Origin of the sequence: Pontibacter coccineus, assembly GCF_030546575.1 — a bacterium.
Lineage (GTDB): Bacteria > Bacteroidota > Bacteroidia > Cytophagales > Hymenobacteraceae > Pontibacter > Pontibacter coccineus.
The window spans coordinates 240,110-266,254 of record NZ_JAUOTN010000001.1 but is presented as its reverse complement, the minus strand read 5'-3'; the positions used below and the strand labels follow the sequence as shown (position 1 = coordinate 266,254).

General features: G+C 53.3%; 24 protein-coding genes. 18 read left to right on the top strand and 6 right to left on the bottom strand.

From position 1 onward, the window contains the following. Positions 1-143: 143 nt before the first annotated feature. From Q4E40_RS01250 to Q4E40_RS01240, 3 genes are all read left to right on the top strand, one after another. Positions 144-320 (top strand): DUF1059 domain-containing protein, encoded by a 177-nt coding sequence (locus tag Q4E40_RS01250; protein WP_303409583.1) that lies wholly within the window; start codon positions 144-146, stop codon positions 318-320. 247 nt (positions 321-567) lie between these two features. Next, on the top strand, positions 568-1,719 hold the full coding sequence (locus tag Q4E40_RS01245) for a zinc-dependent alcohol dehydrogenase (RefSeq protein WP_303409582.1): 1,152 nt from the start codon (positions 568-570) through the stop codon (positions 1,717-1,719). 14 nt (positions 1,720-1,733) lie between these two features. Next, a complete protein-coding gene (locus Q4E40_RS01240) occupies positions 1,734-2,225 on the top strand; it encodes a hypothetical protein (RefSeq protein ID WP_303409581.1) in 492 nt (163 codons plus the stop codon). Between the two features lie 59 nt (positions 2,226-2,284). Here Q4E40_RS01240 and Q4E40_RS01235 read toward each other — a convergent pair whose 3' ends face one another. The 3 genes from Q4E40_RS01235 to Q4E40_RS01225 form a co-directional block, all read right to left on the bottom strand. Then, a complete protein-coding gene (locus Q4E40_RS01235) occupies positions 2,285-2,641 on the bottom strand; it encodes a hypothetical protein (protein ID WP_303409580.1) in 357 nt (118 codons plus the stop codon). An 86-nt stretch (positions 2,642-2,727) separates the two neighbouring features. Then, positions 2,728-3,558: a hypothetical protein gene (locus Q4E40_RS01230; RefSeq protein ID WP_303409579.1), complete on the bottom strand. Its 831-nt coding sequence runs from the start codon at positions 3,556-3,558 to the stop codon at positions 2,728-2,730. Positions 3,559-3,613: 55 nt separating this feature from the next. Continuing rightward, complete coding sequence (locus Q4E40_RS01225) at positions 3,614-6,175, bottom strand: PAS domain-containing sensor histidine kinase (protein ID WP_303409578.1); 2,562 nt, start codon at positions 6,173-6,175, stop codon at positions 3,614-3,616. A 188-nt stretch (positions 6,176-6,363) separates the two neighbouring features. On the opposite strand from Q4E40_RS01225, the gene Q4E40_RS01220 reads away from it, so the two are divergent. The 10 genes from Q4E40_RS01220 to Q4E40_RS01175 all read left to right on the top strand — a co-directional run bounded on the left by Q4E40_RS01220 (position 6,364) and on the right by Q4E40_RS01175 (position 17,249). Beyond that, entirely contained in the window at positions 6,364-6,879 is a 516-nt protein-coding gene (locus Q4E40_RS01220) for a hypothetical protein (protein WP_303409577.1), read from the top strand. A 76-nt stretch (positions 6,880-6,955) separates the two neighbouring features. Next, entirely contained in the window at positions 6,956-7,672 is a 717-nt protein-coding gene (locus Q4E40_RS01215) for a hypothetical protein (protein ID WP_303409576.1), read from the top strand. A 132-nt stretch (positions 7,673-7,804) separates the two neighbouring features. Then, positions 7,805-8,284 carry a DinB family protein gene (locus Q4E40_RS01210; protein WP_303409575.1) on the top strand — a complete coding sequence of 160 codons (480 nt, stop codon included), beginning with the start codon at positions 7,805-7,807 and terminating at the stop codon, positions 8,282-8,284. Between the two features lie 173 nt (positions 8,285-8,457). Further along, on the top strand, positions 8,458-8,826 hold the full coding sequence (locus Q4E40_RS01205) for a hypothetical protein (RefSeq protein WP_303409574.1): 369 nt from the start codon (positions 8,458-8,460) through the stop codon (positions 8,824-8,826). Between the two features lie 65 nt (positions 8,827-8,891). Continuing rightward, the gene (locus Q4E40_RS01200; protein WP_303409573.1) at positions 8,892-10,253 is read left to right on the top strand and encodes an HTTM domain-containing protein; all 1,362 of its coding nucleotides are present in this window, start codon (positions 8,892-8,894) and stop codon (positions 10,251-10,253) included. A 161-nt stretch (positions 10,254-10,414) separates the two neighbouring features. Next, a complete protein-coding gene (locus Q4E40_RS01195) occupies positions 10,415-11,869 on the top strand; it encodes a S41 family peptidase (RefSeq protein WP_303409572.1) in 1,455 nt (484 codons plus the stop codon). A gap of 14 nt (positions 11,870-11,883) precedes the next feature. Next, on the top strand, positions 11,884-12,093 hold the full coding sequence (locus Q4E40_RS01190; protein ID WP_303409571.1) for a hypothetical protein: 210 nt from the start codon (positions 11,884-11,886) through the stop codon (positions 12,091-12,093). Between the two features lie 106 nt (positions 12,094-12,199). Then, complete coding sequence (locus tag Q4E40_RS01185; protein ID WP_303409570.1) at positions 12,200-12,817, top strand: hypothetical protein; 618 nt, start codon at positions 12,200-12,202, stop codon at positions 12,815-12,817. Between the two features lie 78 nt (positions 12,818-12,895). Further along, complete coding sequence (locus Q4E40_RS01180; RefSeq protein WP_303409569.1) at positions 12,896-14,644, top strand: ABC transporter ATP-binding protein; 1,749 nt, start codon at positions 12,896-12,898, stop codon at positions 14,642-14,644. Between the two features lie 397 nt (positions 14,645-15,041). Then, complete coding sequence (locus Q4E40_RS01175; protein WP_303409568.1) at positions 15,042-17,249, top strand: acylase; 2,208 nt, start codon at positions 15,042-15,044, stop codon at positions 17,247-17,249. Between the two features lie 102 nt (positions 17,250-17,351). Here the strand turns inward: Q4E40_RS01175 and Q4E40_RS01170 are convergent, their stop codons facing one another. Then, positions 17,352-18,188 carry an alpha/beta fold hydrolase gene (locus Q4E40_RS01170; RefSeq protein WP_303409567.1) on the bottom strand — a complete coding sequence of 279 codons (837 nt, stop codon included), beginning with the start codon at positions 18,186-18,188 and terminating at the stop codon, positions 17,352-17,354. Positions 18,189-18,421: 233 nt separating this feature from the next. Between Q4E40_RS01170 and Q4E40_RS01165 the strand changes: the two genes are divergently transcribed. Next, on the top strand, positions 18,422-19,036 hold the full coding sequence (locus Q4E40_RS01165; RefSeq protein WP_303409566.1) for a hypothetical protein: 615 nt from the start codon (positions 18,422-18,424) through the stop codon (positions 19,034-19,036). Between the two features lie 69 nt (positions 19,037-19,105). Here Q4E40_RS01165 and Q4E40_RS01160 read toward each other — a convergent pair whose 3' ends face one another. Both Q4E40_RS01160 and Q4E40_RS01155 read right to left on the bottom strand, forming a co-directional pair. Then, a complete protein-coding gene (locus Q4E40_RS01160) occupies positions 19,106-19,282 on the bottom strand; it encodes a hypothetical protein (protein ID WP_303409565.1) in 177 nt (58 codons plus the stop codon). A 141-nt stretch (positions 19,283-19,423) separates the two neighbouring features. Beyond that, complete coding sequence (locus Q4E40_RS01155; protein WP_303409564.1) at positions 19,424-20,215, bottom strand: bestrophin-like domain; 792 nt, start codon at positions 20,213-20,215, stop codon at positions 19,424-19,426. A 218-nt stretch (positions 20,216-20,433) separates the two neighbouring features. Here Q4E40_RS01155 and Q4E40_RS01150 point away from each other — a divergent pair, with 218 nt between their 5' ends. From Q4E40_RS01150 to Q4E40_RS01135, 4 genes are all read left to right on the top strand, one after another. Next, entirely contained in the window at positions 20,434-21,126 is a 693-nt protein-coding gene (locus Q4E40_RS01150; protein WP_303409563.1) for a hypothetical protein, read from the top strand. A 65-nt stretch (positions 21,127-21,191) separates the two neighbouring features. Next, complete coding sequence (locus Q4E40_RS01145) at positions 21,192-21,998, top strand: hypothetical protein (RefSeq protein ID WP_303409562.1); 807 nt, start codon at positions 21,192-21,194, stop codon at positions 21,996-21,998. Positions 21,999-22,594: 596 nt separating this feature from the next. Next, the gene (locus tag Q4E40_RS01140) at positions 22,595-24,685 is read left to right on the top strand and encodes a T9SS type A sorting domain-containing protein (RefSeq protein ID WP_303409561.1); all 2,091 of its coding nucleotides are present in this window, start codon (positions 22,595-22,597) and stop codon (positions 24,683-24,685) included. Between the two features lie 60 nt (positions 24,686-24,745). Then, positions 24,746-26,098, top strand: a complete 1,353-nt coding sequence (locus Q4E40_RS01135; protein WP_303409560.1) for a tetratricopeptide repeat protein — start codon at positions 24,746-24,748, stop codon at positions 26,096-26,098. Positions 26,099-26,145 lie beyond the last annotated feature (47 nt).

The window sequence follows — 26,145 nt, the reverse complement described above, 5'->3', positions numbered from 1 at the left end:
GCAACATCGCAGGTGCCACGGATAAAGTCTTGATGAAAATCTTTGTAATGTTATAACTAATTGAAATACAACAGGGTATAGAATAGTTTACTCATTCGTTTTAATTGTGATACCTCGAATAAACATACTAAACCAGCCAGATCATGAAAACATTAAAATGCAGGGATGTCGGCTTTGATTGCAATGCCGAAATAAGAGCTAACAGCGAACAGGAAGTGCTGGCACAAGCCGGTAAACACGCACGGGAGGTGCACCATGTAGAGGTGACACCTGAAATGGCCGAGCAGATCAAAACCAGGATCAAGGACGACGGCAGGTAGCGCCTGGCCAAACTGGTTGCAGGTTATTATTGAACAGGGTATAGGCTGCGCTTTTGCTACAGCATGGGAGGGTACGCTATGAGTACCTGGCAGCTGAAGTATAAAAGCATGCTTATATAGCTATTTCTTTTAAAAGTACAATTATTGCAACCATTAAGGTATAGATTAGTATTTATCTAAACGTGATTCGGAAGCCCGTTCAGGGCGGAAGAGTTTGCACTTTTGAAGACAAACTGAAAACTAACTTATGCTGGCAATGAACTATCGCGGGCCGCAGCGGGTCCGCATTGACGAAAAACCAGAGCCCAAAATTCTGCATCCCCAGGATGCCATCGTGCGCGTTACGCGCTCCTGTATTTGCGGCTCTGACCTCCACCTCTATAATGGCAACGTACCCGACACCCGTGTGGGCATGACGTTCGGCCATGAATTTATTGGCGAAGTAATTGAGATCGGATCTGAAATACAGAAGCTGAAAGTGGGCGATATGGTGATCGTGCCATTTAACATCGCCTGCGGTAAATGCCATTTCTGTAAGCAGGGTCTGTTTGGCAACTGCCACGAGTCCAACTCACAGGCCACGGCTGTCGGTGGTATTTTTGGCTACTCGCACACAGCCGGTGGCTATGATGGCGGACAGGCCGAGTACGTGCGCGTTCCTTATGCCGATGTCGGACCAACTGTTATACCTCCAGGGATGGATCCGGACGACGCCGTGCTACTGACGGATGTGGTGCCAACCGGTTACCAGGCTGCTGAGATGGGCGGCATCCAGAAAGGCGACACGGTCGTGATCTTCGGAGCAGGGCCTATTGGTATCATGGCGGCACGCTGCTCCTGGCTCTTCGGCGCGGGCCGCGTGATCGTGATCGACAAAGTGGAGTACCGCCTGGAGTTCGTGCGTAACTACGCCAACTGCGAGGCCTACAACTACGAGGAAATGGACGACCCGGTGGTGTTTGTGAAAAAGACCACTGACTGGATGGGTGCCGATGTGGTGATCGATGCAGTGGGTGCCGAAGCAACCGGTAACGTGATGCAGACCATCACAGGGCGCAAACTTCTGCTACAGGCTGGCTCGGCTACAGCCGCGCACTGGGCCGTTAACTCTGTGAAAAAAGGCGGCATCGTATCCATCGTCGGTATTTACGGTCCGACAGACAACCTCTTCCCACTTGGGAACGTGGTGAACAAGGGCATCACCATCCGGGCAAACCAGGCCTCGGTGAAACGCCTGCTGCCAAGGCTGATCGACCACGTGCAGAACGGTATCCTGAATCCGAAAGCACTTATCACGCACCGCGTGCCGCTTGAAGACGTAGCCGACGCCTACCATATTTTTTCAGAGAAGCTGGACAATTGCATTAAGCCTGTCATGATTCCGCCATCAGCCAGATAAAGGAGAGAAAGACCATGGAAAACAAGACACCGAAAGATTATTCGCATATAAAAGGCTGGGGTATAGACGCCGACCCGAAGAACGACCCGACGTACCCCATGAAACACCGCACGGACGCTGAGCAGGAGGGCTACAGTTGGGAGCGGCCAACGCTGCAGGACGTCGATATCGAAGTGCTGCACTCCATTGAGCGGCCCAACGTAACGGCTGTGTTTGGCACCTCCATGCCACCCAGCGGACTGAGCGGAATGATCCGCCGCTTTGCCTTCAAGCATAGCGAAAACAGCTACCTGCACTGGCTGCCCCTGCTTATGGCAGACCGCGTGAATGTGGTGGAGGGCGTGCTGGATGATTTTGCCAAAGGCACCGTGCCGAACATCTTTGCAGAAAAAGGTTGGAAAGCCGATTGGGAGCACAACCGCAGCGGGCTCATCCAGAAAGTGGGGATAATGGCACTGGTTACGACCGCTGCCGTCCTGCTCCTCACGCGCAAAAAGAACAGCTGAAGGGTTAGACAATAGCCTGAAAGAAAGGCAGCCACTTGCTAGTGGCTGCCTTTCCTGTTTTAGCCGGTAACCGGAAGCTGTACCTGCCCGAGCGCATCAATTATCGCAGTTGCTTTATCTGCACTGTACTGGCTACGGATCGCGTCCTCGTTTATGACAAAGGCGGGTGCAGCCGGGTCACCATCAATGGTATAAGCCTGATCCGTTTTCCGCTCAGCTTCTTGTGTCACGCTGTTGATCAGTGCTTTGGCACGGTGATCATAAGCTGTCCAGATAAGTTGCTCCGGGTTCTTGCCGGTTTTGAACTTGTCCGGGAACCGCTTGTGTGCCTCTTCAGTAATTGCCTGCGGGTCTAGTTCATTTATTTCGCATACCTGCTCAAACACCGCCATGTCTCTGTTGATCTGGTCTTCCATAGTTTTCGTTTTTCTGATAGGTGTACTTACGTAAAGCTGCCCCGAAGAGTCGGAACCACGGGACACTTACACGTGGTATGAAAGCGCTAGTCCCAATCCACTATGTCGTCCTCATCATCTACATCATCAAAGAAAACGTCGTCTCCTTCATCCTCCCATTCATCCGTCACATATACCTCGTCGGCCGTTTCCGTAAATGGTAAAGTTCCGTCATGCCCGTCAGCAGCGTCTAGGTGGTGAAGCAGAAAATCCTCCAGCGCAGGTATAGCTGCAAATCCTGCCTCGGTCAGGGAAATGAGTTCGCCCCGCTGCAGGAAACGGTTGGCGTCGAGCAGCACCTCGTAGATGGGGGTGTGGATGTGTTTCGGGATTTTGAACAGGCGTGGGTCCCGCTTGTCGAAAGGCGTAGGTATAGCGGAGGCATACAAATAAGGAAGCAGGGTTTTAGAGCAGCTAAGGGCGATGCGGTCGATACGGTGCTCCCGGAAATAATCCTGCAACCGGTTGTTGATGTTCTCGAAAAACTCCGCCGTTTCACCCAGCCTCACCCGGGAGCCTGCCCGTGACTTGCCTTTGGTCTTGAGGTACTTGATCTGGCTTTTGCCTTGTTTCTGGCGCACCATGTATGAGCGAAACACCTTGTGGTTCAGGCATTGGCCGTCCTCAAAATAACCCATGGCGCAGTGGCCGGCCTGTATCAGCAGCAGGATGTAGTGCACCTTCCCATCCTCGGCTATACCTGTGTCGGAATGAGGCAACGAAAGCGGCAGGCGGAAATGCACCTGTTCTATACCTGCTTCATCCAGTAGTGTCAGGCGGTGCTTTTCGGGGTCGTATACGGTTTTGGTATCGGAGGAACGGATATGCTGGAGCAGTTCGGCGGCTTTGTGACGGGGCAGAAAACGATTGGTGTTCATAAGCTAGGTATAGCGCAGTTGCACCGTTGCAAGTTCTGAAAAAAACGGCAGCCTGCTAGCGTTTAAAGTATACGCTAAACGTAGAGCCCTGCCCGATTCCGCTTTCCACCTCGATACGGCCTTCCGCATTTTCCACAATTTTCTTGACCATATATAGCCCAATTCCCGAACCCTCCACGTGGTCATGCAGACGGGTGAACATGGAGAAGATCTTGGCCACCCCGCTTGGTTTCATACCCAGTCCATTGTCGCGCACTTTCAGCAGGAAGTCGTCACCGGCTTCTTCACAGCTGATCTGAATAATCGGTGTACGGTCCGGAGCTCTGTATTTAAGGGCATTGGAGATCAGGTTGTACAGGATGGAGCGCAGATTCTTTTCCGAGAACCGGATGGCGTTGCAGGCCGCGACGTCCACTTCAATGCTGGCCTCCGTGCTCTCTATCTGGGCACTGAGGTCAAGTGTGATATCATGGATAAGGTTAGTCAGGTTAACCTCCGAAGCCTCCTGGCTGTTTTCCTTCTGGAGTTTGGTTACGTCCGTCAGGTGATCAATGGTGCGCTTGAAACGGCTGATGGAGCTGTCAATCATCCCGATCACATGCTTTAGCTCCAGAGAGGCCTGTGCTTCGTTCGGAATAGACTCCATCAGGATAAGCAGCAGGCGCTCGATGTTGTAGATCGGAGCCTTGAGGTCGTGGGAGGCTGCGTAAATAAAGTTGTCGAGGTCGATGTTGGTGCGGGTGAGTTGGGTGTTGGTTTCGGAAAGCTCCAGGTTGGCAGCAGCCAGTTTCGCGGTGAGTGCACGGGCCTCGTGCTCGCTTTCTTCCAGTTTCAGGCGCGCAATGGTTGGCTCTGTGATGTCATGCACCAGGGTATAGAACCCGGCTACTTCCCCGTCTCTTATATCTGGCACGTAGCTGGTGTGGATGTACTTTACGAAATCCTCGCGGTAGGGCATGCGGCTCTCAAAATCGAGCCGCTCGCCGGCCAGCGCCCGGTCAATGTACTGCTTCACGCCGCTGTATGCTTTCTCACCCACCACGTCCCGCACGGCACGGCCAAGCAGGTCATCCGCCTTGATGGGAAACCAGAATTCGTAGGCCTTGTTCGTGAACCGGTATTTCTCTTCCTTGTCCAGGTAGCCGATCAGCACAGGCAGCGCGTCCGTGATCAGGCGTAGCCGATTAGCACTTTGCTCTACCTTTTGCTGCGACCTCACCTGCTCTGTCACGTCGTGGGCAAATACCAGTACGCCATCGATCGCTCCTTTTTCGTCACGGCGCGCCTGTAGGGTGAATGTTACGTACATTTCCTCGGGATCGGCCCCTTCATTTCGCGAGAGCATAAGCGGTAACGCCACGGCTTCATAATTCTCGCCCGTCCGGTATACCTTTTCCATGAACTCCGGAATAGGAGTGGCCCGCAGCTCCGGGAACACCTCGAGCGGTTTTTTGCCTAGCATGTTTTTGCCCGGAAACATTTTCTTGAAGGCCGGATTGATCAGCTGGAACGTAAAATTGGGACCGCCCAACACCAGAAATGGGGTGGGGGAGTTCATGAAAATGGTGTGCAGCTGGTTGCGCTGTGCCTCGATGGCCGCTTTGGAAAGTTCCAGTTCGGCTGTGCGGGCAGCTATGCGCCTTTCGAGTTCCTGGTTCAGCTGCAGCAGCTCCTCCTGCGCACGGTACAGCTCCTGGTTGGCGAGCTCCATCTCACGCCGCGACTCCACCTGCGAGGTCACCTCGAAAGCAAACACCATGATGCCAGCTATGTCGCCGGCGAGGTTGCGGATGGCCTGGTAAATGAAGTTGTAGTAATTATTGCCTAAGATGCCGGAGTTCGTGTGGTCCAGGCGCACCAGCATTTCGTGTGCAAATTCACTTTCACCGGTCTGGTATACCTTGTCCAGCAGTACCATCACTGCCTGCCCGGCCAGCTCCGGCATAGCTTCCAGAATAGGTATGCCCAATATGGGTCTGTTGCCGACCAGCTGCTGGTAGGTTGGGTTGGCAAAGGTGAACACATGCTGCGGCCCCTCCAGGATGCAGATCATGGCCGGGGCCTGCATGAAGATACTGTGTAGTTTGCGCCGCTCCAAATCAGCCGCAGCATGCGCCGCCACTAAGGCGGCGTTGGTGATCCTTTGTTCGCTGTGCAGCTCTTTCAACTCCTGCTCCCTATGTGCCAGTCGCTCCTCCACCAGCACCTGCTCTGTCACGTTCAGTACCTTGTGGAGGATGTAGCTGATGTTGCCCGCTTCATCCAGCGCAGGTGTGTTGGAAGGCAGCCAGTATCTTTCCTGAAACTCACCTGTTACGGGTGGCAACTGCACATCGTAGCGTTGCAGCGCCATATGGTGGGGTTTTCTGTGCTGCAACACCCACTCCAGCGAGCTTCTCAGGTTGAAGGTGCCATCCGGCGCAGCGAGTTCCGGGTTATCGGGAAACACGTCGAACAGATAGCGTCCTTTGATTTCTTCTATTTTCAGGTGGGCAACCTCCAGGTAGGCGTTGCTGGCGCCCAGTATGGTGAAGTCAGGGGAAAGGATGAGGTAGAGGTCAGGCACGGTCTCAAAGGCGCGTAAAACTTCTGGAGAGATGGAGCGGGTTGTAGTCATTCGAAAACGTGAACCTGATTTTTTTAAATATGTTTATTCTTAAAGACAATTCAAACGTCAACTTGTTAAAAGAGATGACGCCGGGATAAAAAAAATAACAAGGGACGCTCCTCCATTTTCGTACCCACCGGGCGTTCGCATGCGTATAGGCGACAGGTATAGCGTTTCTAAATTGACGATCCTGCCGCATGAGATGGACCCTGGTTTTATTGCTGCTGCTCAGTGCCTGCGCCACCCAGCGCCAGACAAGGGCTGATGAGGACGCTATACCTGCTGCCAGCAAAAGGGTGCCCAAACTGTATGCGCCCGTGGTTCATCCCAAACCTGTCCTCAGCCCTTCCAGATCAGCCCTCAGCCCGGGAGGTCCTATTGGAGGAAACTTCTACGCTACATACCAACCAGGAAGACCGGCTATACCTGATGCGCCTCGAACAGCTATACCTTACGCATCTGCCCAAAGCCGGGTGGTGACCCGCACCGTATACCTGCGTGATACCCTGGCCCTTGACTCCCTGCACCGGGAGCTGCAGATCGAGCAACTGGCGAACCAGGCCATTCGCGGCAGACTGAAGTCAACGGAAAGCGAGCGTGACTACTGGCAGGATAAGAACGAGCAGAAATTCTGGACACTGATCGCCATGGCAATTTTCGCCTTCCTTTACATCCTGTTCCGCGTGCTGGCTTCCCGCATCAAAGAGACCTGAGGTGTCGTCTGGATAACCGTAATCCGCTGTCTCCGTTTAAAAAAGGAAGTATCATTTTAAACCTGATAACAAAACTATGGACAGACAAGACAGAGATCGCCACAACTACGAACGCGATTACAGCGAAGGTGCCGGATACAACCGCAACGATGAGCACTACCACAGTGCACGTAACCTCACCAACGAATTTGAGCAGGAATATCGCAGCCATCACCGCAATACGGAGGACGACCGCTACGACCAGGGCCGCAATCGCGGTGGCATGCGGCAAAGCTACCACAAAGGCAATATGGGCGATGCTTATGAACGCATGCGCGAAGGAAGGGGCACGGAGCACCGTGATTCCGACTATAACATGAACTACGGCGACCGTGACAGAGGTAGCTGGGGCGAGAGCCGCAACCAAAACCAAAACTGGTCTGAAGCGAACCGTTATGGTGCATCAGGCAGGTATAGCCAGGGCTCCGGAAATTTTGACCGTGACCGTGACATGCGCAGTCGTGACCAATTTGGGGGCCAGGATCGCAGCCACCGGATGGAGCAAGGCCGGGGTAGCCGCATGAGACAGGACCGTATGCGCGAGGGCTACGGCATTTCAGACTATGGGCGCATGGGCCAGCAGGACATACACTCCAGCAGGGGTATTCCGAACGCAGGCATTACCAGCAGCTTTGAGGATGACTATGGCACCGACCTGGACAGCAGCCGCAGCAACCGCATCTCGTCCGGCAACTACGGCGGCTATGGCTCACAAGGCGGCGGCTACGGCCGTAACCGCGACGACCGTTACTAAAATCAATGGACTAAATAGTGACTGACAGGACAGCCGCTGCCTTTGGGTAGCGGCTGTTTTGTTTTCAGTGCTTTTGCCTTCCCCGCTGATCTTTTTGCCGCGACAGGAGTATGAGCAAATAAAAGGCGATGCATGAAAGAAGACCAGCAATTGCGTGATCATCTGGAAAAACTGATGCGGATGGGGCAGGCCTTTCGTCCGCATGGGGAACTGCTGCAGGGCATCAGCGTGCAGGAAGCGGGCGCGCACGTAAAGGACCTGCCCTATACCATCTGGCAGCTGCTCGAGCACCTACGTTTTACCCAGTACGACATCCTCGACTTTTGCCGCAACCCCAACTACCAGATGCCCGAGTGGCCGGACGATTACTGGACCGATGCGGCGACACCAGCCGATCAGGCTGCCCTGGACCAGACCCTGCAAACCATCAAGCGCGACCTGGAGGCCATGGTGCAGTTGGTGCAGGATACGGATAACGATCTCTTTGCGCCTATACCTCATGGCAGCGGCCAGACGCTCCTGCGCGAAGCCATGCTGGTATCCGAGCACAATGCCTATCACCTGGGCCAGATCATGGTGCTCCGCCGATTGCTCGGGCATGTGGCGCTCTGAATGGTGAAAGCTGCCGACCCGGCAGGCAAAGCGGCAGCGCTGACCGTTCCGGCAACAGCAGACAGATAGCCATCCATCCATCCATCCATCCATCCATCCCTGACCAGCTAAAAGCAGCAGTCCCTGCTCCGCCCGGTACTTTCATTCGTAAAAAATAGAGAAGAGATTTGAAGATGGAACAGCATCTGGAACAGGAGCTAGAACTCCGTAAACGCAAGCTACTGCTCATCAAAGTCGTGCATACCATGGTATGGGTGTTTTACAATGTGGTGATCTTTTACCTGCTCTATGCCGTGCTCGCCAACTGGATTGACAAATGGGTCTGGATCTGCCTCGGACTGATCGTGATGGAGGGACTCGTACTGCTGGTGTTCAAAAAAATGTGCCCTATCACGGTCGTGGCCCGGCGTTACTCCGACTCTACCCGGGACAATTTTGATATTTTCCTGCCGAACTGGCTGGCCCGGTATAATAAAGAGATATATACCACCATCGTTTTCATCAGTGTGCTTATATTAGTGTACCGTTTGGTGCTGGAATAAGGGAATAGGCATGGTGAGGCCATGCCGGAAGCGGTAGACTTAAACCAACTACACCCCGTATCGCTATGCAACAGCTCCTCAATCCAATAGGCATTTATCCGCTGGTTTACTTCCGCATCCTGTTCGGTTTGCTGATGTTCTGCGAAGGGATCGGTGCCGTGCTCATTGACTGGGTGCAGGAGCATTACGTGGAGCCGACCTACCACTTCGGCTACATCGGGCTGGAGTGGATGAAGCCGCTGCCCGGTAATGGCATGGTCTACCTATACCTGTTCATGGCGCTGCTGGGCTTCCTGATCATGGTGGGCTGGCGTTACAAGCTCAGCTCCTTTCTGTTCTTTTTGCTCTTTGGCTACAGTTTTTTCTGCGAAAAGACGCACTACCTCAACCACCATTACCTCATCTGGCTCATCAGCGGGCTGATGGTTGTTTTGCCCGCCCACCGCAAATACTCCCTGGATGTGCGGCGGCGACCCGAGCTCGAAACAGAGGTGGCTCCGCAGTGGACGCTCTGGCTCTTTAGGGCGCAGCTGGTAATGGTATATTTTTATGCCGGGGTGGCCAAGCTGCAACCTGACTGGCTGGCCGCCAAGTCCATGAGCATCTGGATGTCATCCAAAACGCACTTCTATGTGATCGGGCCATACCTGAACACGCCGGCCATGATACAGATGGTGGTGTGGGGTGGCATTGTGTTTGATTTCCTGATCGGCTTTGCACTGCTCTGGCCCCGCACCCGCACGGCGGCTTTCTGGGTGGCATTCGCTTTTCACATCTTCAACTCGGCCGTGTTTCATGTTGGGGTGTTCCCTTATTTTATGATCGCAGCCAATGTGCTCTTCTTCAGTCCGGAGCAGATCGCCCGCTGGATTTTCCGGAAAGAGATCACCCCCGGATACCTGCAGGATGCACCCCTCAAACAGCCTCGCTGGCTGCTGCGACTGGGCGCACAATTCTGTGTGCTATACCTGGGTTTTCAGTTGCTTTTCCCGCTGCGGCATTTCTTCATTCCCGGTGATGTTAACTGGACCGAAGAAGGGCACCGCTTTTCGTGGCGCATGATGCTGCGCACCAAAAGAGGCGACGTGTACTACCTGGTCAAAGACCCCGCCACGGACCAGACCGTGTATGTGTATCCGCGTACATACCTGGTATGGGAGCAGCAGAAAGAACTACCCAAGCACCCGGACATGATCTGGCAGTTCGCGCAGTTTCTGAAAACGGAGTTCGAGCAGCAGGGCATGGCCAATCCGCAGGTGTACGCCGTCTCCAGTCTCAGCCTCAACGGCTACCCCGCGCACCCCATCGTTGATCCTAAAGTGGACCTGGCGGCTGTGCCTTATACCTGGGGTGCTAAAAGCTGGGTCACGCCCCGTCCGGAAGCCGATGGCTGGCCCTGGTCAAAGCGGCTTGTTTCTGAAAAGTGACCGGCTATACCTGGCTGGGTAGGTTGCTGACTCATCTACTTGCTTTAATCAAGCATATTTAGCCGTAACCAGCTATAAATCAATCATAATAATCAGGTGCCACTTATCTCTTATTTGATCTAACCGGGATAACAGCTTATAAACCACAGAAAAGCGACAGCATGAAAAGCAACGTGTACATGAAATCGATTCAGCTCTTGCTGTGCTTGTTGGTGCTGGCAGCGCCCGGGCATTTAACCGCGCAGCACAAGCCGATCAGATTCGCGGCAACGGATGTGAAAGTGGACATGGCCTATGCTTACGAGACGCTGCAGAAAGCACATTACAACCTGTACGCCTATGTGAGCAAGCCCGTCTACGATGCGGCATACAATAACCTGTTGCAGTCGATCCGGAAGGACTCGCTGAGCCTGCTCGAGACGACCATGCTGATGCAACGCCTACTGGCGATTGGCAACGTGGGCCACTGCGAAGTGGATTTTCCGGCAGCTTCGTACATCACTTACGCGACGCAGGGTGGCACGGTGTTTCCGCTCGAGCTGGCCTTTGAAGACGGCAAGGCCTTTGTGCGCAAAAGCTATATGCCGGATTCCAGCATCAAGGCAGGCGACCAACTGCTGGAGCTCAATGGCAAACCCATCCGAAAGCTGCAGGCGGCTATTCATCCCTACCTGTCAGCGGAGCGCTCTTATTTCAAAGATGCCAAACTCGAGTTCTGGTCTTTCCCCCGCTACTACTGGGCCGTGTTCGGGCAGAAGGAAAAATTCAACGTGAAAGTGAAACAGGCAGGTGGCAAGCGCAGCACCCATACCCTGGACGCCATGACCGTGATGGGCTACGAGGCCAGCCGGGGAGGGGAGATTCTCAAAAACGAGCGCTCTTTCAGGTATAGCGAGGATGTCGCGTACCTGCATCCGGGTCCTTTCAGTTCGCCCGCGTCAGATGGGGAGGCGCAGTTCAAAGCCTTCGTGGACAGTGCGTTTGCGGCCATCAACACCCAGCAGGCGAAGTACCTAATCCTGGACCTGCGCAACAATGCCGGCGGGCACAATACCTTCAGCGACTACCTGATCGCCTATTTTGCAGACAAGCCTTTCCGTTGGTTTTCAGCATTCACCGTCAAAACCAGTGAGGTGCTCAAGACCCAGACCCGAAAGCAGTACCCGGATGCTATACCGGATGACTACACCCGCCAGATACTGGAAAATGCTGGTGGCAGCACCTTCGCCTATGCCCAAACCATGCAGCAACCCATGCCGGAGGCGCGGCGCTTCAAGGGCAAGGTATACGTGCTCGTCAACCGCCAGTCCTATTCTATGGCGGCCGTGAGCGGCGCCCTGATCCAGGACTATGGCTTTGGCGAGATCGTGGGAGAGGAGACCGGCGACACACCGACCCTCTATGCCGCGCAATTCAGTTTTCAGCTTCCCCGCACGAGCGTGGAACTCAAGGTGCCCAAAGGCTACATTGTGCGGCCGAACGGCGACGAGAAACTGGCCGGTCTTATACCTGACCACCTGGTGCGCGACCACCTGCTCGACGAAGACGACGAAGTGCTGCGCTATACCCTGGAAAAGCTCATACAGCCCCAACGCGAATCTTCCGCCCAAAAATAAATTATCGCCAGTCCATGCCCGGAAAACCAAGAAACAATCCGAAACCCGCAAACAGACGCCTGACAAATGCCTGTTCCAGCCTGCAGGCACCTGGGCAGTTGGTGCGCTTTTACCAGGGGATTTCCCCGGCAAGACCAGGCAGCCATTCCGCTGATAACGAGGCAAACGAATACAGCAGTCCGGTTTGCTACGCCCACCTGCGGGAGTTTCGGGAAGGGTTCTGAGCTGGGGCTGCTAAACATGGTGAAAGTACCTGCTTATCGGGCAAAGGTGTCTTCTTTTTATTTCTGGCTTCGTGTATATAAGTTGCTTATTATAAAGAACTTATCTATGAAAAGAAATTTACGCATCTGGGGGCTGATGACCTTCATTTCCTTCCTGAGCCTGTCGGCCTGCGAGGAAAAAGACGGCGCTGATCCTGCTGCCGACCTCTCATTTTCATCGACCGAGTTTTTGCTCGAAGACCTGGATGCGCTGGCAAAGCCGCAGCTCCGCGATGGATGCAATGATAAAGCGTTTAACATCCATACCGTAGCCACAGTCAAAACCGAACGGCAAACCCTTTCTTACATCCTGCCTACATTGGGGCTGCAGGCCAACCAGGCCGCCACGATCCGGGATTTTGCACGCAACCATCAGCAGGCTACCGTGACAGTCCGGGGTAGCATCAACATGATTCACCAGCAGATCCTGATGCGGGCCAACGCCGAGCGCGACAGCTATATGAACGCCTACAACGAAAAGCGGATCACAAAAGCGCAATTGGACGAGAAACTCGTCACCCTGCTCGATCGTGTGATGGCGGAACTCAGCAAACATGAACAGAAGCAAACGCATATGCAGGTGCTACGCGAGCACCGCACCGGCCTGATGCAAAACATTGAAACCACGCTGAACCCCACTCAGCTTCAGCAATGGAGCAGCTGGCGACGCAGCATTCCTTCTTAAGGTTTAAGCACGCGGCTTAACTGAAACGCTCACAGCTAGTAGCAGCTGTGAGCGTTTTTTTGTCGTACCTTCACGCCCATGCCAAAATCAAAAAAACTACAGAACGTTACGATTGCAGAAGTATTCAGAACCATCATCTGGCCGCGGCGGAGGTACCTTGGGTTCGGTTTGGTGCTGATCGTGATCAGCCGCCTGGCCGGGCTGGTGCTGCCCGGTGCCAGTAAGTTCCTCATCGATGATGTAATTCCGACGGGTGACAGCACCATGCTCAAGTGGCTGATCGGGGCCGTGCTATTAGCGATTGTTATCCAGTCGGTTACTTCCTTTGCGCTCACCCAAATACTGAGTGTGGAGGCCCAGCACCTGATTTCGCAATTGCGGGCCAAAGTGCAGCGCCACATCATGCAGCTGCCCATCCGCTTTTTCGACAATACCAAAACCGGCGAACTGGTATCGCGCATCATGACAGATGTTGAAGGGGTGCGAAACCTCGTGGGCACCGGCTTTGCACAGATGATAGGCGGCGTATTGACCTCGCTCATTTGCCTGGTGCTGCTCATTTACATCAGTCCGCTCATGACAGGCTTTGCGCTCATTCCGGTGGCCATTTTTGGGGTGATCTCCCTTAAAGCGTTTGGTAAGATCAGGCCGATCTTCCGGGAGCGTGGCGTGATCAATGCCGAAGTAACCGGTCGCCTGACGGAGACGCTGGGCGGTGTGCGCGTGATCAAAGGTTTCAATGCGGAGGTGCAGGAGATCAAAACTTTTGAAGACGGTGTGACGCGACTTTTCCTGAATGTGAAGCAGAGTCTTACCACGACCAGTATGGTGACTTCGGCCGCTACCTTGCTGCTGGGCATTGCCTCAGCGGGGATTATGGGCATTGGCGGCTACCTGATCATGAAAGGTGAGATGACCTTTGGTGACTTTCTGGCCTTCACGCTATACCTGGGTTTTATGATCGCCCCGATTCTGCAAATGAGCAACATCGGGAGCCAGTTTACCGAAGCCTTCGCCGGCCTCGACCGCACCCAGGAAATCCTGAACACACCGCTGGAGGATGCGCACGGAACCCGTACGCTCAGGCTCGATCAGATTCACGGCGATATTGTGTTCGACCGCGTGGCTTTTGCCTATGAATCAGGGAAAGATGTGGTGAAGGAGATCAGCTTCCGGGCACCCGCCGGTTCTGTCACGGCCCTGGTAGGCACATCGGGCTCTGGCAAAACCACCATTGCCGGGCTGGCTGCTTCTTTCCTGAATCCTGACAGTGGCACAATTACGGTAGATGGCCACGACCTGCAAAGTATCAGTTTGCAAAGCTACCGCAGTCAGTTGGGCGTGGTGTTGCAGGACGATTTTCTGTTCGAGGGCAGCATCCGCCAGAACATCCTTTTCCCGCGGCCCAATGCTACGGAGGAACAGTTGATGCAGGCCGTACAGGCAGCGCACGTGCAGGAATTCACGGATCGTTTCCCGCATGGTCTGGATACGCTGATAGGGGAGCGGGGCGTGAAGCTGTCAGGCGGGCAGCGGCAGCGCATCGCGATAGCACGGGCCATATTGGCCGACCCGCGTATCCTCATTCTGGACGAAGCCACCTCCAACCTCGATACCGAAAGCGAAAGTCTCATCCAGGCCAGCCTCAAAACCCTGATGCAGGGGCGCACTACGTTTGTGATCGCCCACCGCCTCAGCACCATCCGCCAGGCCGACCAGATTCTGGTGATCGAGCAAGGCCGCATCGCTGAGCAGGGGCATCATGAAGAACTGCTGGAGAAGCAGGGGAGGTATTATCAACTCTATACCTATCAGGCCAGAATTTAATGCTCTATCTAATGTGAAGGTGTAGGCTGTAGCGCTGCTTTTGAACTTGCAGAAGGTATAGCTGCCTTTGCTATTTCGTATTTGCCATTTACTGCGGTTTTGGATTTGCAACCCGGCTCCACTTGTATTGCGGATTTGTAATCCGCTTACCGGACAGTAACTGTAGCCTTTGCAATGCGGATTGCAAATCCGCAGCCTTTGAACTTCCGGATTGCAAATCCGAAAGAGCTCCCGGACCAGAATCTAAGCACTCGTCTATACCTGTAAACGCGCGCTATACCTGAAGCTATAATTGTCTGCCTCAGGTATAGCGCGGGCCTGCTATACATCATTCCTGTGTTTTTCAGAATAATGCTTAAATTGGTAGATCGTTTTTCAGCTTACCTACCCTAAAACCATGAAATACCTTTTCAAGTCCCAGGCGCTCCTGCTGCTTTTATTCATCTACCTTACTTCCTGCGCCACCAACAGCAAAACAGATTCTGCAAGCGAGGTGGCCAGGTGGGAAGAGCAGGCTGCCCGTGTCACCATCATGCGTGATGATTTTGGCGTACCGCACGTCTATGGCAAAACAGATGCTGATGCCGTGTTCGGACTGCTCTATGCACAGTGCGAAGATGACTTTAACCGCGTGGAGCGCAACTACATGTGGGCCATCGGCCGGCTAGCGGAGGCAGAAGGAGAGGAGCAACTATACAGCGACCTGCGTGCCCGTCTGTACATGACAGAGGCGGAAGCCAAAGCCGAATACGAGAGAAGCCCGGCGTGGCTGAAGGAACTGTGCCAGGCTTTTGCCGACGGCATCAACTACTACCTGCACACGCACCCGGAAGTGAAGCCGAAGCTGCTCACGCGCTTTGAACCCTGGATGCCGATGTATTTCAGCGAAGGCTCCATTGGCGGCGACATCGAGAGCGTTTCTACCAAAGGCATCAAGGCATTTTATGAGCAAAATCGTTCGCTTGGCTTGAATAGTGCCGGCCACGGTTTGGTACAGCCGGCCCTGCTGGAAGAGCCAAAGGGTTCCAACGGTTTTGCGATCTCGGGCAAGCACACCGCCTCCGGCGATGCCATGCTGCTGATCAACCCGCATACCTCTTTCTTTTTCCGGGGCGAGGTACATGCCGTGAGCGAAGAGGGACTGAACGCCTACGGCGCTGTAACCTGGGGGCAGTTCTTCATTTATCAGGGCTTTAACGAGAAGACCGGCTGGATGCACACGTCCGCCTATGCCGATGTGATCGACGAGTTTGAAGAAACGATCGTGAAGCAGGACGGCAAGCTCTTTTACAGGTATGGTGAGGAGCTGCGCCCGGTGGAAACACAGGAGGTAACGCTGGCTTACAAGGATGGTGAGGAGCTGAAGCAAAAGACCTTCACGACCTACCGCACCCACCACGGGCCGATCACGCATATGAACGGCGACAAGTGGGTGGCCACGGCCCTGATGTGGAAGCCGGTGGATGCGCTGATCCAGTCCTATACCCGCACCAAGAAAAGCAACCTGAAGGAGTTCGACGAGATGATGCAGATGCGCACCAACTCTTCCAACGCCACCGTATACGCTGACGCCGATGGCAATATCGCCTACTACCACGGCAACTTCTTCCCGAAGCGCGACACTTCCTTCGACTACTCCAAGCCGGTAGACGGCAGCAATCCGAAAACTGACTGGAACGGGCTGCACCCGCTCGATGAAACCATCCGCCTTGTAAATCCGCCAAACGGCTGGATCCAGAACTGCAACTCCACGCCGTTTACTGCAGCCGCTGAGTACAGTCCGAAAAAAGAAGACTACCCGGTCTACATGGCACCGTCACCTGAAAACTTCCGGGGAGTGCACGCCATCCGCCTGCTCAAGAAAGCAGAGAACCTGACGCTCGACAAACTGATCGACCTGGCTTATGATCCCTACCTGCCAGGCTTCGAAGTGCTCATACCCGGGCTCGTAAAAGCCTATGATACTCAAAAGCCAAACGACCCGAAACTGAAAGCAGCCATCGAGGTGATGCGCACCTGGGACTATTCTGTGTCGAAAGAATCGGTGGCGATGTCGCTTGCGCATTTCTATGCCACCAACCTGCTGCGCGACGGCAATGCGCCAAAAGGCCACGTTATGGAGCGTTTTGACTACTATGCCAACACGGCACCTGCAACGGAGCGCCTGGATATTTTCGGGAAGACCATTGCGCAACTAGAGCACGACTTTGGCAAATGGAACACACCTTGGGGTGAGATCAACCGTTTCCAGCGCCTCACCGGCGACATTAAGCAGCCGTTCAACGATGCGGCTCCTAGTATACCGGTAGGTATGGCATCCGGCAACTGGGGAGCCCTGGCTTCCTATGGCGCCAACAGCTACAACACCAAGCGCCTGTACGGCACTTCCGGCAACAGCTTTGTGGCCGTGGTAGAGTTTGGTGACAAGGTGAAAGCCAAAACCATGTTGGCTGGTGGCCAGAGCGGCGACCCGAAATCCCCGCACTTCAACGACCAGGCGCAACGCTATGCCGATGTGGAGTTCAAAGACGTTGCCTACTACCGCGAAGACGTGGAGAAAAGAGCCAAAGCTACCTACAAGCCAGGGCAGAAAGTAAGCAGATAGCAGGTATAAGTTGCTAAAACAGAAAGGTCCGGGCTGAAAAGTCCGGACCTTTTTGTTTGGTAAAATTGCTGCAGCACTCGCCTTTCTTTGCGATTGAATTGGTTACTGCCGTAGGAAATCCAGCAGCGCATTGTTCAGTTCTTCTTTGTGCGTGAGGAACAAGCCGTGCGGTGCCCCTTTTATTTTAATGTACTTGTTGTCTCGGATTTCTTTGGAAGACTGGTCACTGCTGGTCTTGATCGGCACGATCTGGTCGGCATCGCCGTGCACGATCAGTGTCGGCACCATTACGTTGCGGAGCTCAGGGCGGAAGTCGGTATTGGCCCAGGCCTTGGCGGTTTCGATGGTAGCATGCGGAGAGGCTGCTGTGGCAATGGCCCAATCATATTTTAGCACTTCTTCTGTGACCGTGTCTTTGTTCTCGCTGGAGTTGTAGAACTGCTTGCTGAACTCCGCCAGGAAAGTTACTCGCTTGGTTTCGAGCGCTTCCATGATCTCGTCCAGTTTGTCTTCCGGCACACCGTCCGGGTTATTTTCAGTTTTCTTTACGATCGGGATAACCGAGCTCACAAGCACCGCCTTGTCGATGCGGTCATTGCCGTACATGCTCAGGTAGCGCACCACTTCACCACCGCCCATCGAGAAGCCCACCAGTACGCAGTGGCGCAGGTCGAGCTGTTCGATCAGGGCGCGAAGGTCCCGCGCCAGGGAGGTATAGTCGTAGTTGAGATAGGGCCGGTCGGAGTCACCAAAGCCGCGGCGGTCGTAGGCAATGCAGCGAAAGCCAGCTTTAACGATTGCTTGTACCTGGTTCTCCCACATTTTGTGGCTAAGCGGCCAGCCATGGATCAGGATCACGGGCTGTCCGTCGCCATAGTCCTGGTAGTTCAGGTATACATTCTCTCCCCGCTGGATGTCTTCTGTTTCGATAAAAGGCATAGTTTTAAGTTTGTTTTAGTGGTTATAGATGTTGTTCAGTTTATGCCGGAAGGCGCTTTCTTTTAACTGATTGTGAGGGTAAATGTTCCCGGAAATCCATTTCTTATCCGGATAGGCCGGAAACGCCGCGGCGAGTTGGTGCCCCAGTTTTGTTGGTTGGCGAGGCAGATAACTATTCTATTTCGGCTGGAATTTTATTTTCCTATCTTGCATAGTAAAATAACTATATACCTATGAACAAGCTTAGATTTGTGATGATGTGGTGCCTGATGCTGGGCATCCTGGTTTCGTGTGGCGACAAGGACGACGATGCTTCGCCTGCAACAACGGAACTGGATTACTTCCCTACGACAAAAGGCTCCACCTGGAATTATGGTGGTACCAATCCTTACTCCCTTACCGCCACAGGCAACACCAAGGTCATCGAAGGGAAAACCTACTCAGAGTTTGAAACGAAGCAGGGAAGTGAAACAAGAAAATCTTATCTGCTGAAAGAAAAGGGCGTGTATACCGGTGTCGGAATGGATCCAACCATCGGGAATATAGCCTTGACATTTCTGAAAGAAGAAACGCCTGAGGGCAAGCCGTGGTACCAGACCAATGTGATGAATGGCATCGATACCAAAATGACCTTTACCATTATCGCCAAAAACATGACCAAAACGGTGGAGGGAAAGACCTACAAGGAGGTGATCCATGTGCAAACCAAGACCTCTATTACTTTCATGGAAATGGAAATTGATTCGGGCATCGAGATGAATTACTTCTGGGCCAAAGGCGTCGGCCTGATCATGACAGATGCCGGACAGTACGCTAACATTCCGCTGATGACGTACAGTATCAAGTAGCTTTTACGCAGGACCGCAAAAGCCGCATCTATTAAAAAAGCCCCTGCTTTTGGCGGGGGCTTTCACTTTTTATTTAACGCGTACCGGTATCAACTCCCGCTCGAAGTACACAAGGTCCTTCTGCAAAGGGTTACCCATGACGGTGCAGTAGTAAATACGCTTCAGGTATTGTCTGATGATTAATTTTAGATCCGGATTCACTTTTGCGAACACTTCAGATCCGATGGGGAATGTGTTTTCTAACATATTCTAAGATACGCACTTTAAACCATTATCAACGGCTTATTCTGTTCTATTTTAACAAAGCAGCCTTTGGGCCGGATGAGCGGGCTTATTGGGTTTCAGAAACAAGTGTGCAGTCGTAAACATTGCACGGAAAACAGGATTTTACTCAGGATGATCATCCGATTTAAGCCGCTCCAGACTTTGCTGGTCCACGTTAATGATGCCACGCATGGGCCGGTCCAGGTCGATGATGATGAAAACGACCAGGCAGATCATCAAACTCAGCAGCGCCGATGGTAGGATGGTGCGTTTTTGGCCCAGTCCGCTGCCATACCCGATCAGCCCCCCTGACATGATGAACACAGTAAACATCAGGTATAGAATTACTTCGGGTACATGCATGATCAGCAGTGCGTTTCGTTCGTTATGGGCGACTACCATACTGTTGAGCGCTGTGACAAAGGAGCCTGTGGTCACTGGGTTCGGGTCTATGCGTGCGGCCTGTACGGCCTCGCCCCAGAGGGTGCGCTGCAGTGTTTCGGTGTCGGAGGCGAGCGTCTTCTGCTCTGTCACCAGCGAGTCATTCGTGTTGCTAATGGCCAGCCGCAGGTCGATGTACTGTTGCAGCTGCATGCGGGTGAGCGAATCATAGGGGGAGGGGAGCAGGTGCGTGCGCATAAGGGCCGTGCCGATGGCGTTGGCCTCGTTTAAAACAGCCTTGCTGCGGTTGTTATAACTTTGCAGGGACATGTTAAAGGCAAAACCAAGTATAAGCGCCAGCAAGCCCAGGGTGGCAGCCTGTATGGTGTTGGTCTGCGCTTTTACGTCCCTGTCGGATATGCGCTGGTGATGGCGGCCTATGCGGTAGCCTGCTTCCTGGGCCAGCAGGATCAGTATAAACAATACCGACACAATCAGGATACTGTTGAGCTCGTACAAAAATTCCTTCGTCATGCTTTTTAAAGTCTTTGAACCCGTACCAGACAGCCGCAGGCACTTCAAAACGGCTAAGCCCTATACGGATTTTATGCAGGTAAGGAGTATAAGCTGTGCGCTATACCTGACACCAACGGACGGCGCTGTTGCTGCTATCAAGAGGATGAATAAATAGACGGGTAGCAGCACACTTTTATTCAGAAAACAATATATTTGTCTGACTTATACCTGCTTACATGAACACACGCTTCCTCCTTTTCCTCGCGCTGGTATGGCTGAGCGCCTGCGGCAAAGACTCGGATGGTCCGAACATGGATTATCCCGCTACCTTTCAACTCAAGCGCTTCGACCAGGCACAACCTGTCCGCATGTTTACCCGCACTGGGGAAGTGAAGGACCAGGCCTTCATCAAGAGCCACGCTTTAACCCTCAGAATGCAGTCGCTCTACGATTTGGGAGCCACAGAGCCCGATGATGCTACAGGCACCAAAATCACTTTCCTATCCGGCTCAGAAGCGGAAATGGACAACGGGAGGGTAACCAGGTATGACGTGCGAAAGGAGGACAATGCGCTGGTGCTCACCTCCAGAGAAGAGCGAACAGCCGGGTATAGTCGCAACGACGAGTTCTACATGAATCTACTCGCCGGCATCAGCAAGCACAAGCCCCTCATCTACGACAAGCAACCTTTGCCTCCGGCCCTGGGCGTCGGTTACGACTATACCTACAAAACAAAAGAGCAGCTGGCGGTTTCGCTGAAAGGGCAGGAATTGCTCTTGCATCGCCTGGCCTATGCCCATCAACGGCAGTCCAGTGGGCGCAGCATGGTCATTAACAACCAGTTTGATCCGACGGGTGTTTCCGTGCTCCGCGAGGGCGATACCCTGGTGGTGCAGGAGTTTGCGGTGATAGGTGTTCCTGTCAAATAAGCGGGAGGGCACTCCTTTACCGAATAGGCTTTTTCTGAAGGACAAATTATAACTGCAAAGCTGGCATGAAAGTACGCTTCCTTTTCCCTCTGGTCCTGTTGCTGTGGGGCTGCTCCGAGCGCGATGAACCTGCACCTGTTTCGGTACCGGAGTGCCTGCTGATTGAGCAAACCAGTACGCTCACCTATGACCCCGTCCGGTATCCCGATAACCCCATCAAACCCCAGACGATCACCACCCGGTTGGAATACACCGATAGGCAGGCGCTCGCAACCATTTTCCAGACAGAGTATGCCGGTTTATACTTTGACAGAGCCGACCTGAAGTATAATAAACAAAGCCAGGTAACAGAGGTTGTACAAAAGTATAACCGCTACGTGAACGAGTACAACGGACAGGGAAAACTGGCGAAACAGACCCGGTTCAACAAGCGCACCGGCGACTTCAAAGAAGTGGAATTGGGCTACTATACCCTGACCTACAACAACCGGCAGGAACTAGCCGAAGCGCAATACATCAGTATGTCATCCGGAAAGCCGGTTACGGAGCTGATGTGGCGGTATACCTATGTGAATGGCGATCCTGTTACGTTAGAACAGCTTGTGCCTGGCGCCGACAGCTACTATCATGTGCAGTTGACCTACGATGCGAATCCCCTGCCCGCAGCGACGCTGGCCCATACCTATTTCGAGCCGCTGCGCCCGCCGTCTGCCCATAACGTGGTGAGCTATATCGTGCTGGAGGTCAACCCAAGTTTCGCCAGCCATACCACGGCCTATACCTACAACACACAGGGTTTCCCGACTACGGCCATCACCCGCTATACCGATGGGAGGGAAGAGGTGGTAAGCTATACCTACCAGTGTCGGTAAACTGCAGCTATAGACACGAGTTGCATCCTCCTGCTTGCTTTCCTGCCGTTGTCGATGGCGCTGTCATTTCTGTACCATGGATGGCGAGCTATGACCAGATCAAAACGCTAGAGGTATACCTATGCTTTCGAACCTTTTGCTATTTCTCGAATTTTAACTGGAAGCTCAGGTGATTTCTCTGACACAGCACAGCGGTCTTTAGGTTGTTAAAAGTTCAATTATATGTAGGACTTTTATAATATATTAAATATGTATCTTATCATCTGAGTACTATTGTATAACCTTCACTTGCACGCAAAATCCGCTCAGAAAGTATATGAACCTATATCCGGGGCTTTAGTATAGAAGAAGCGTAAAGGGCAGGGCTCATAATGTGTGCAATTTATTCGCGTCATGTATAGGATTAATTGTATTCATTTATAAAATTATGTGGTTTAATTATGCAAATTACTGAGCCTAATCTTGACTAAGTACGTAGATAATTATATGTTTTGAGATATAACTAGCTTGCCTTTAGTGAGTTAATGCTATTCAGGCGCCCTCCTGTAAAGCTCTGTTTAATTTATTCTTCTGTTTTACTAATTTAAAGAAACTGTATGAAAATTTTTACGAGGGGGAGCCATAAAACGTGGCTCATGGGGCTTGCTATTGCCGGTTTGGCAGTGGTAGGCACGCAGACAAATTACCTGGAGTCATCCAGCCACCGCGAGGCGCCAATGATCGCCAACGACCCGCAGGCAGACAATACCGATCTATATGCTTTCCGAAATCCACATGATCCGAGTAAATTAGTCATCATAGCCAACTACATTCCCTTTCAGTTACCGCAGGGAGGGCCCAACTATTATTTTTTCAGCGATGATGTGGCCTACGACATCCACATCAAGAACAATGCAGAAACGGAGGGAGACGACATCCTGTACCGCTTCAAGTTCAAGACTGTCAATGAAGATCCCACCACGTTTTTCTACGCCCGATTGGGCAAGCAAAACCTAAAGCAGACCTATACACTCTCCAGGAGTGACAACGGGGGTAGGTCGTTTACAACAGTGATCGCCGATGGAGCCGTGCCCGCTTACAATGCCGGCCCGCGTACCATACAAAGTGCTGTCGGTCTGAACACCAATTACCACCAGGAACTGTTGCTGAAAGGTATTGAGCGGGCGGCTACCGGCGAGATAGCCTTTGTAGGTGCAATAGACGATCCGTTCTTCGTTGATATCGGCGCCATTGCTGACTTAGGAAACATCAGACCCACAAATGCCGTGGACGGGCTCAAATGTCTCAACGTCCATACCCTGGCCCTGAACATACCTATTACCCTGTTGCAGAAAGATGGAAAACACCCCGACCAGGCCAAGAGCATCCTGGACTCCGACTTTGTGTTAGGTATCTGGGCTTCTGCCAGCCGCCCTAAAATAACCGTGCGGGAATCAAATGGCCTGATAAAGCACCATGGACCACTGGTGCAGGTATCTCGCCTGGGTATGCCGCTAACGAACGAGGTGATCATTCCGATTGGCAGAAAAGATGAGTGGAACGCCAAAACTCCTTATGATGAGGACAAGGAATTTGAGCAGTACTTCACCAATCCGGAACTGGCCCTTTACATGGATGAATCCCAGTTTGGAGCTGCGGTGCCGGGCTTATCCCAGCTTCGCATACAGACCAACTCCCTGCAGCAGTTTGACTTCCGCAACGGCAAGCCCGGCCTGTTTCCATTGTTAGGCAGCGAAGCGGTAAAAGGCACGGCCCTGGACCCGCAACTGTTCGGGAATTACCTCCTGAGAGCCAATGCGCCACGCTCGGTAGACATCCTGCCCATATTCATGACGGGAGTTCCTAACCTGCCTCCTTACCAGCTGGCTACCGGCAAAAACGGGAACCCACTGGCCCAGGGCAAACCTTTTGTGAATAACTTCCTCCCAACTTTCGGCGACATGCTCCGCATCAACGTGTCTACGCCCACCACTCCGCGTGACTCACCGGACTTCAGCAGCCTGGGTCTTTTGCATGCCGCGGTGCTGGGCCTCACTGACCCGCGCTTTAACACAAGCACCGAATGGCAGAATATACCGAACATGGATGGCTTCCCGAACGGACGCCGGTTGGAAGACGATGTGACCCGCATTGAATTGCAGGCAGTAGGCGGCGTAGTGCTGGCAGCCATCGGCCTCTGGTACGACGACTATACCGTTGGCTCACCCAATCCGGTAACGCCGCAGCTGGTGAGCACACTCTCCTTCACCACCGGGGTAGAGCAGAATGACAGGCCGCTCCTGCAAGGTTTCCCTTATGTGGCACCACCATGGAACGGCTTTGAGGACGGCGCCCAGTGCGACTGCGGTGACGACGGCATGCCCGGATCCCAAAACATACAAGGTATGAACATGGGTTTGAACATGGCGCCTCCCGCCATCCTGATGAAGGAGATCGAGACGTACCCGAACCCAGCGTCGGAGTTCACGACCATCCGCTACAACCTCATAAACGATGCCACGGTATCGATGCAGGTTTTCGATATGGCCGGACGCCTGGTAGGTTCTCCGCTCCAGAACAGGCAGCAGCGCGCTGGAGTGCATGAAGTAAAGATAGATGTGAGCAAGCTCGACAGAGGCGTTTACTTCGCTACCATGGAGGACAGTGACGGCAAGAAGCAGACAGTGAAAATAGTTGTAGCAAAATAAGCAGAAGCAGGCCGGGCACCATGTCCGGCCTGCTTTTTCAAGCCTCATAAAGCACACTATATGAAAAGAGAAAACATTTACTCCATTACCTTCATCGTTCTTCTTACTGCCGCTCTTGTCATTTTCCTCTATAGCAGAGAAAAAGAGGAGCCTATTCCCCCGCTGCTGGAAAGGTCCGGGCCCATCTCCACCACCAGCGAATGGGTGAATACCAAGGCAGCCATTGAGGGCCTGCAGTACAAGCTGCGGCAAAACGCGAATGACACCCAAAGCAAGCTGTTCCTGGCCATGGCCTACATGCAGGAAGCACGCGTTACGGGGGAGCATCCCTACTATTACCCGGCAGCCCTTAAACTCGTGAACGATGTACTGGCCCGGCGAAACGCGGATGAGGCCATTCGCTTTGAAGCCACCGTGGCCAAAGCCCTGATACAACTCTCCCTGCACCAGTTTGAGGAAGCCCTTAAAACCGGCCATGCGGCATTGAAGATGAATGCCCACAGAGCAGCCGTGTATGGGGTGTTGTGCGACGCGAATGTGGAGCTGGGCAACTATGAGGAGGCCATTGAAATGGCCGATAAAATGGTGAGTGTTCGCCCGGACCTGCAATCCTACGCACGCGTTTCTTACCTGCGTGAGCTACACGGCGACATGCCGGGGGCCATTGATGCAATGCGCATGGCGGCCGATGCCGGATACCCCGGCCTGGAGCAGACCGCCTGGACACGCGTCACGCTGGGTAAGCTCTATGAGCAGAACGGAGACCTGCAACAGGCAGAGGCGGAGTTTCAGAGAGCGCTTTATGAGTACCCTGATTATGCCTTTGCACTTGGCGGCCTTGGAAGGCTGGAGGCGAAAAAGAAAAACTACCAGGAGGCCATTCAACTATTTGAACGTGCGGCAACCGTCATCCCTGAATTCACTTTTCAGGAAGAGCTCACCAGTCTGTACCAACTGACAGGTCAGCCCAGAAAAGCGAAAGCCAGCAGACAGGAGTTACTGGATGGCTTGCAGGAAGATGAGGACGCAGGGCACATTGTAGACCTGGAGCTGGCAAACATCTACCTGGAGTTGGATGGGGACCTGGGTAAGGCCATGCAGTATGCCTCGAAAGAATATAAGAGGCGGCCCGACAACATCGAAGTCTGCAAAACCATGGCCACCATTTACTATAAAAAGCAGGATTACAAGCAGGCGGAGGCCTATCTGAAAAAAGCAAACCGCACCAACCGGCAGGATGCGAGCCTGCTCTGCCTGAATGGCCTGGTACACTACAAACTGGGAGACACCGTAGCCGGGAAGGAGCTGCTGCAAAAGTCTTTTGCTATCAACCCGTTTCAGACAAACTCCATCGGGGAGGAAGGGCAGCGGCTGTTGGGAAAAGCTATAGCTAAGCGCACAAGCCTAAAATAACAGAAAGCAGCTGCCCGCTGGCTGTCACGCTTCACGCAGCGGTACCA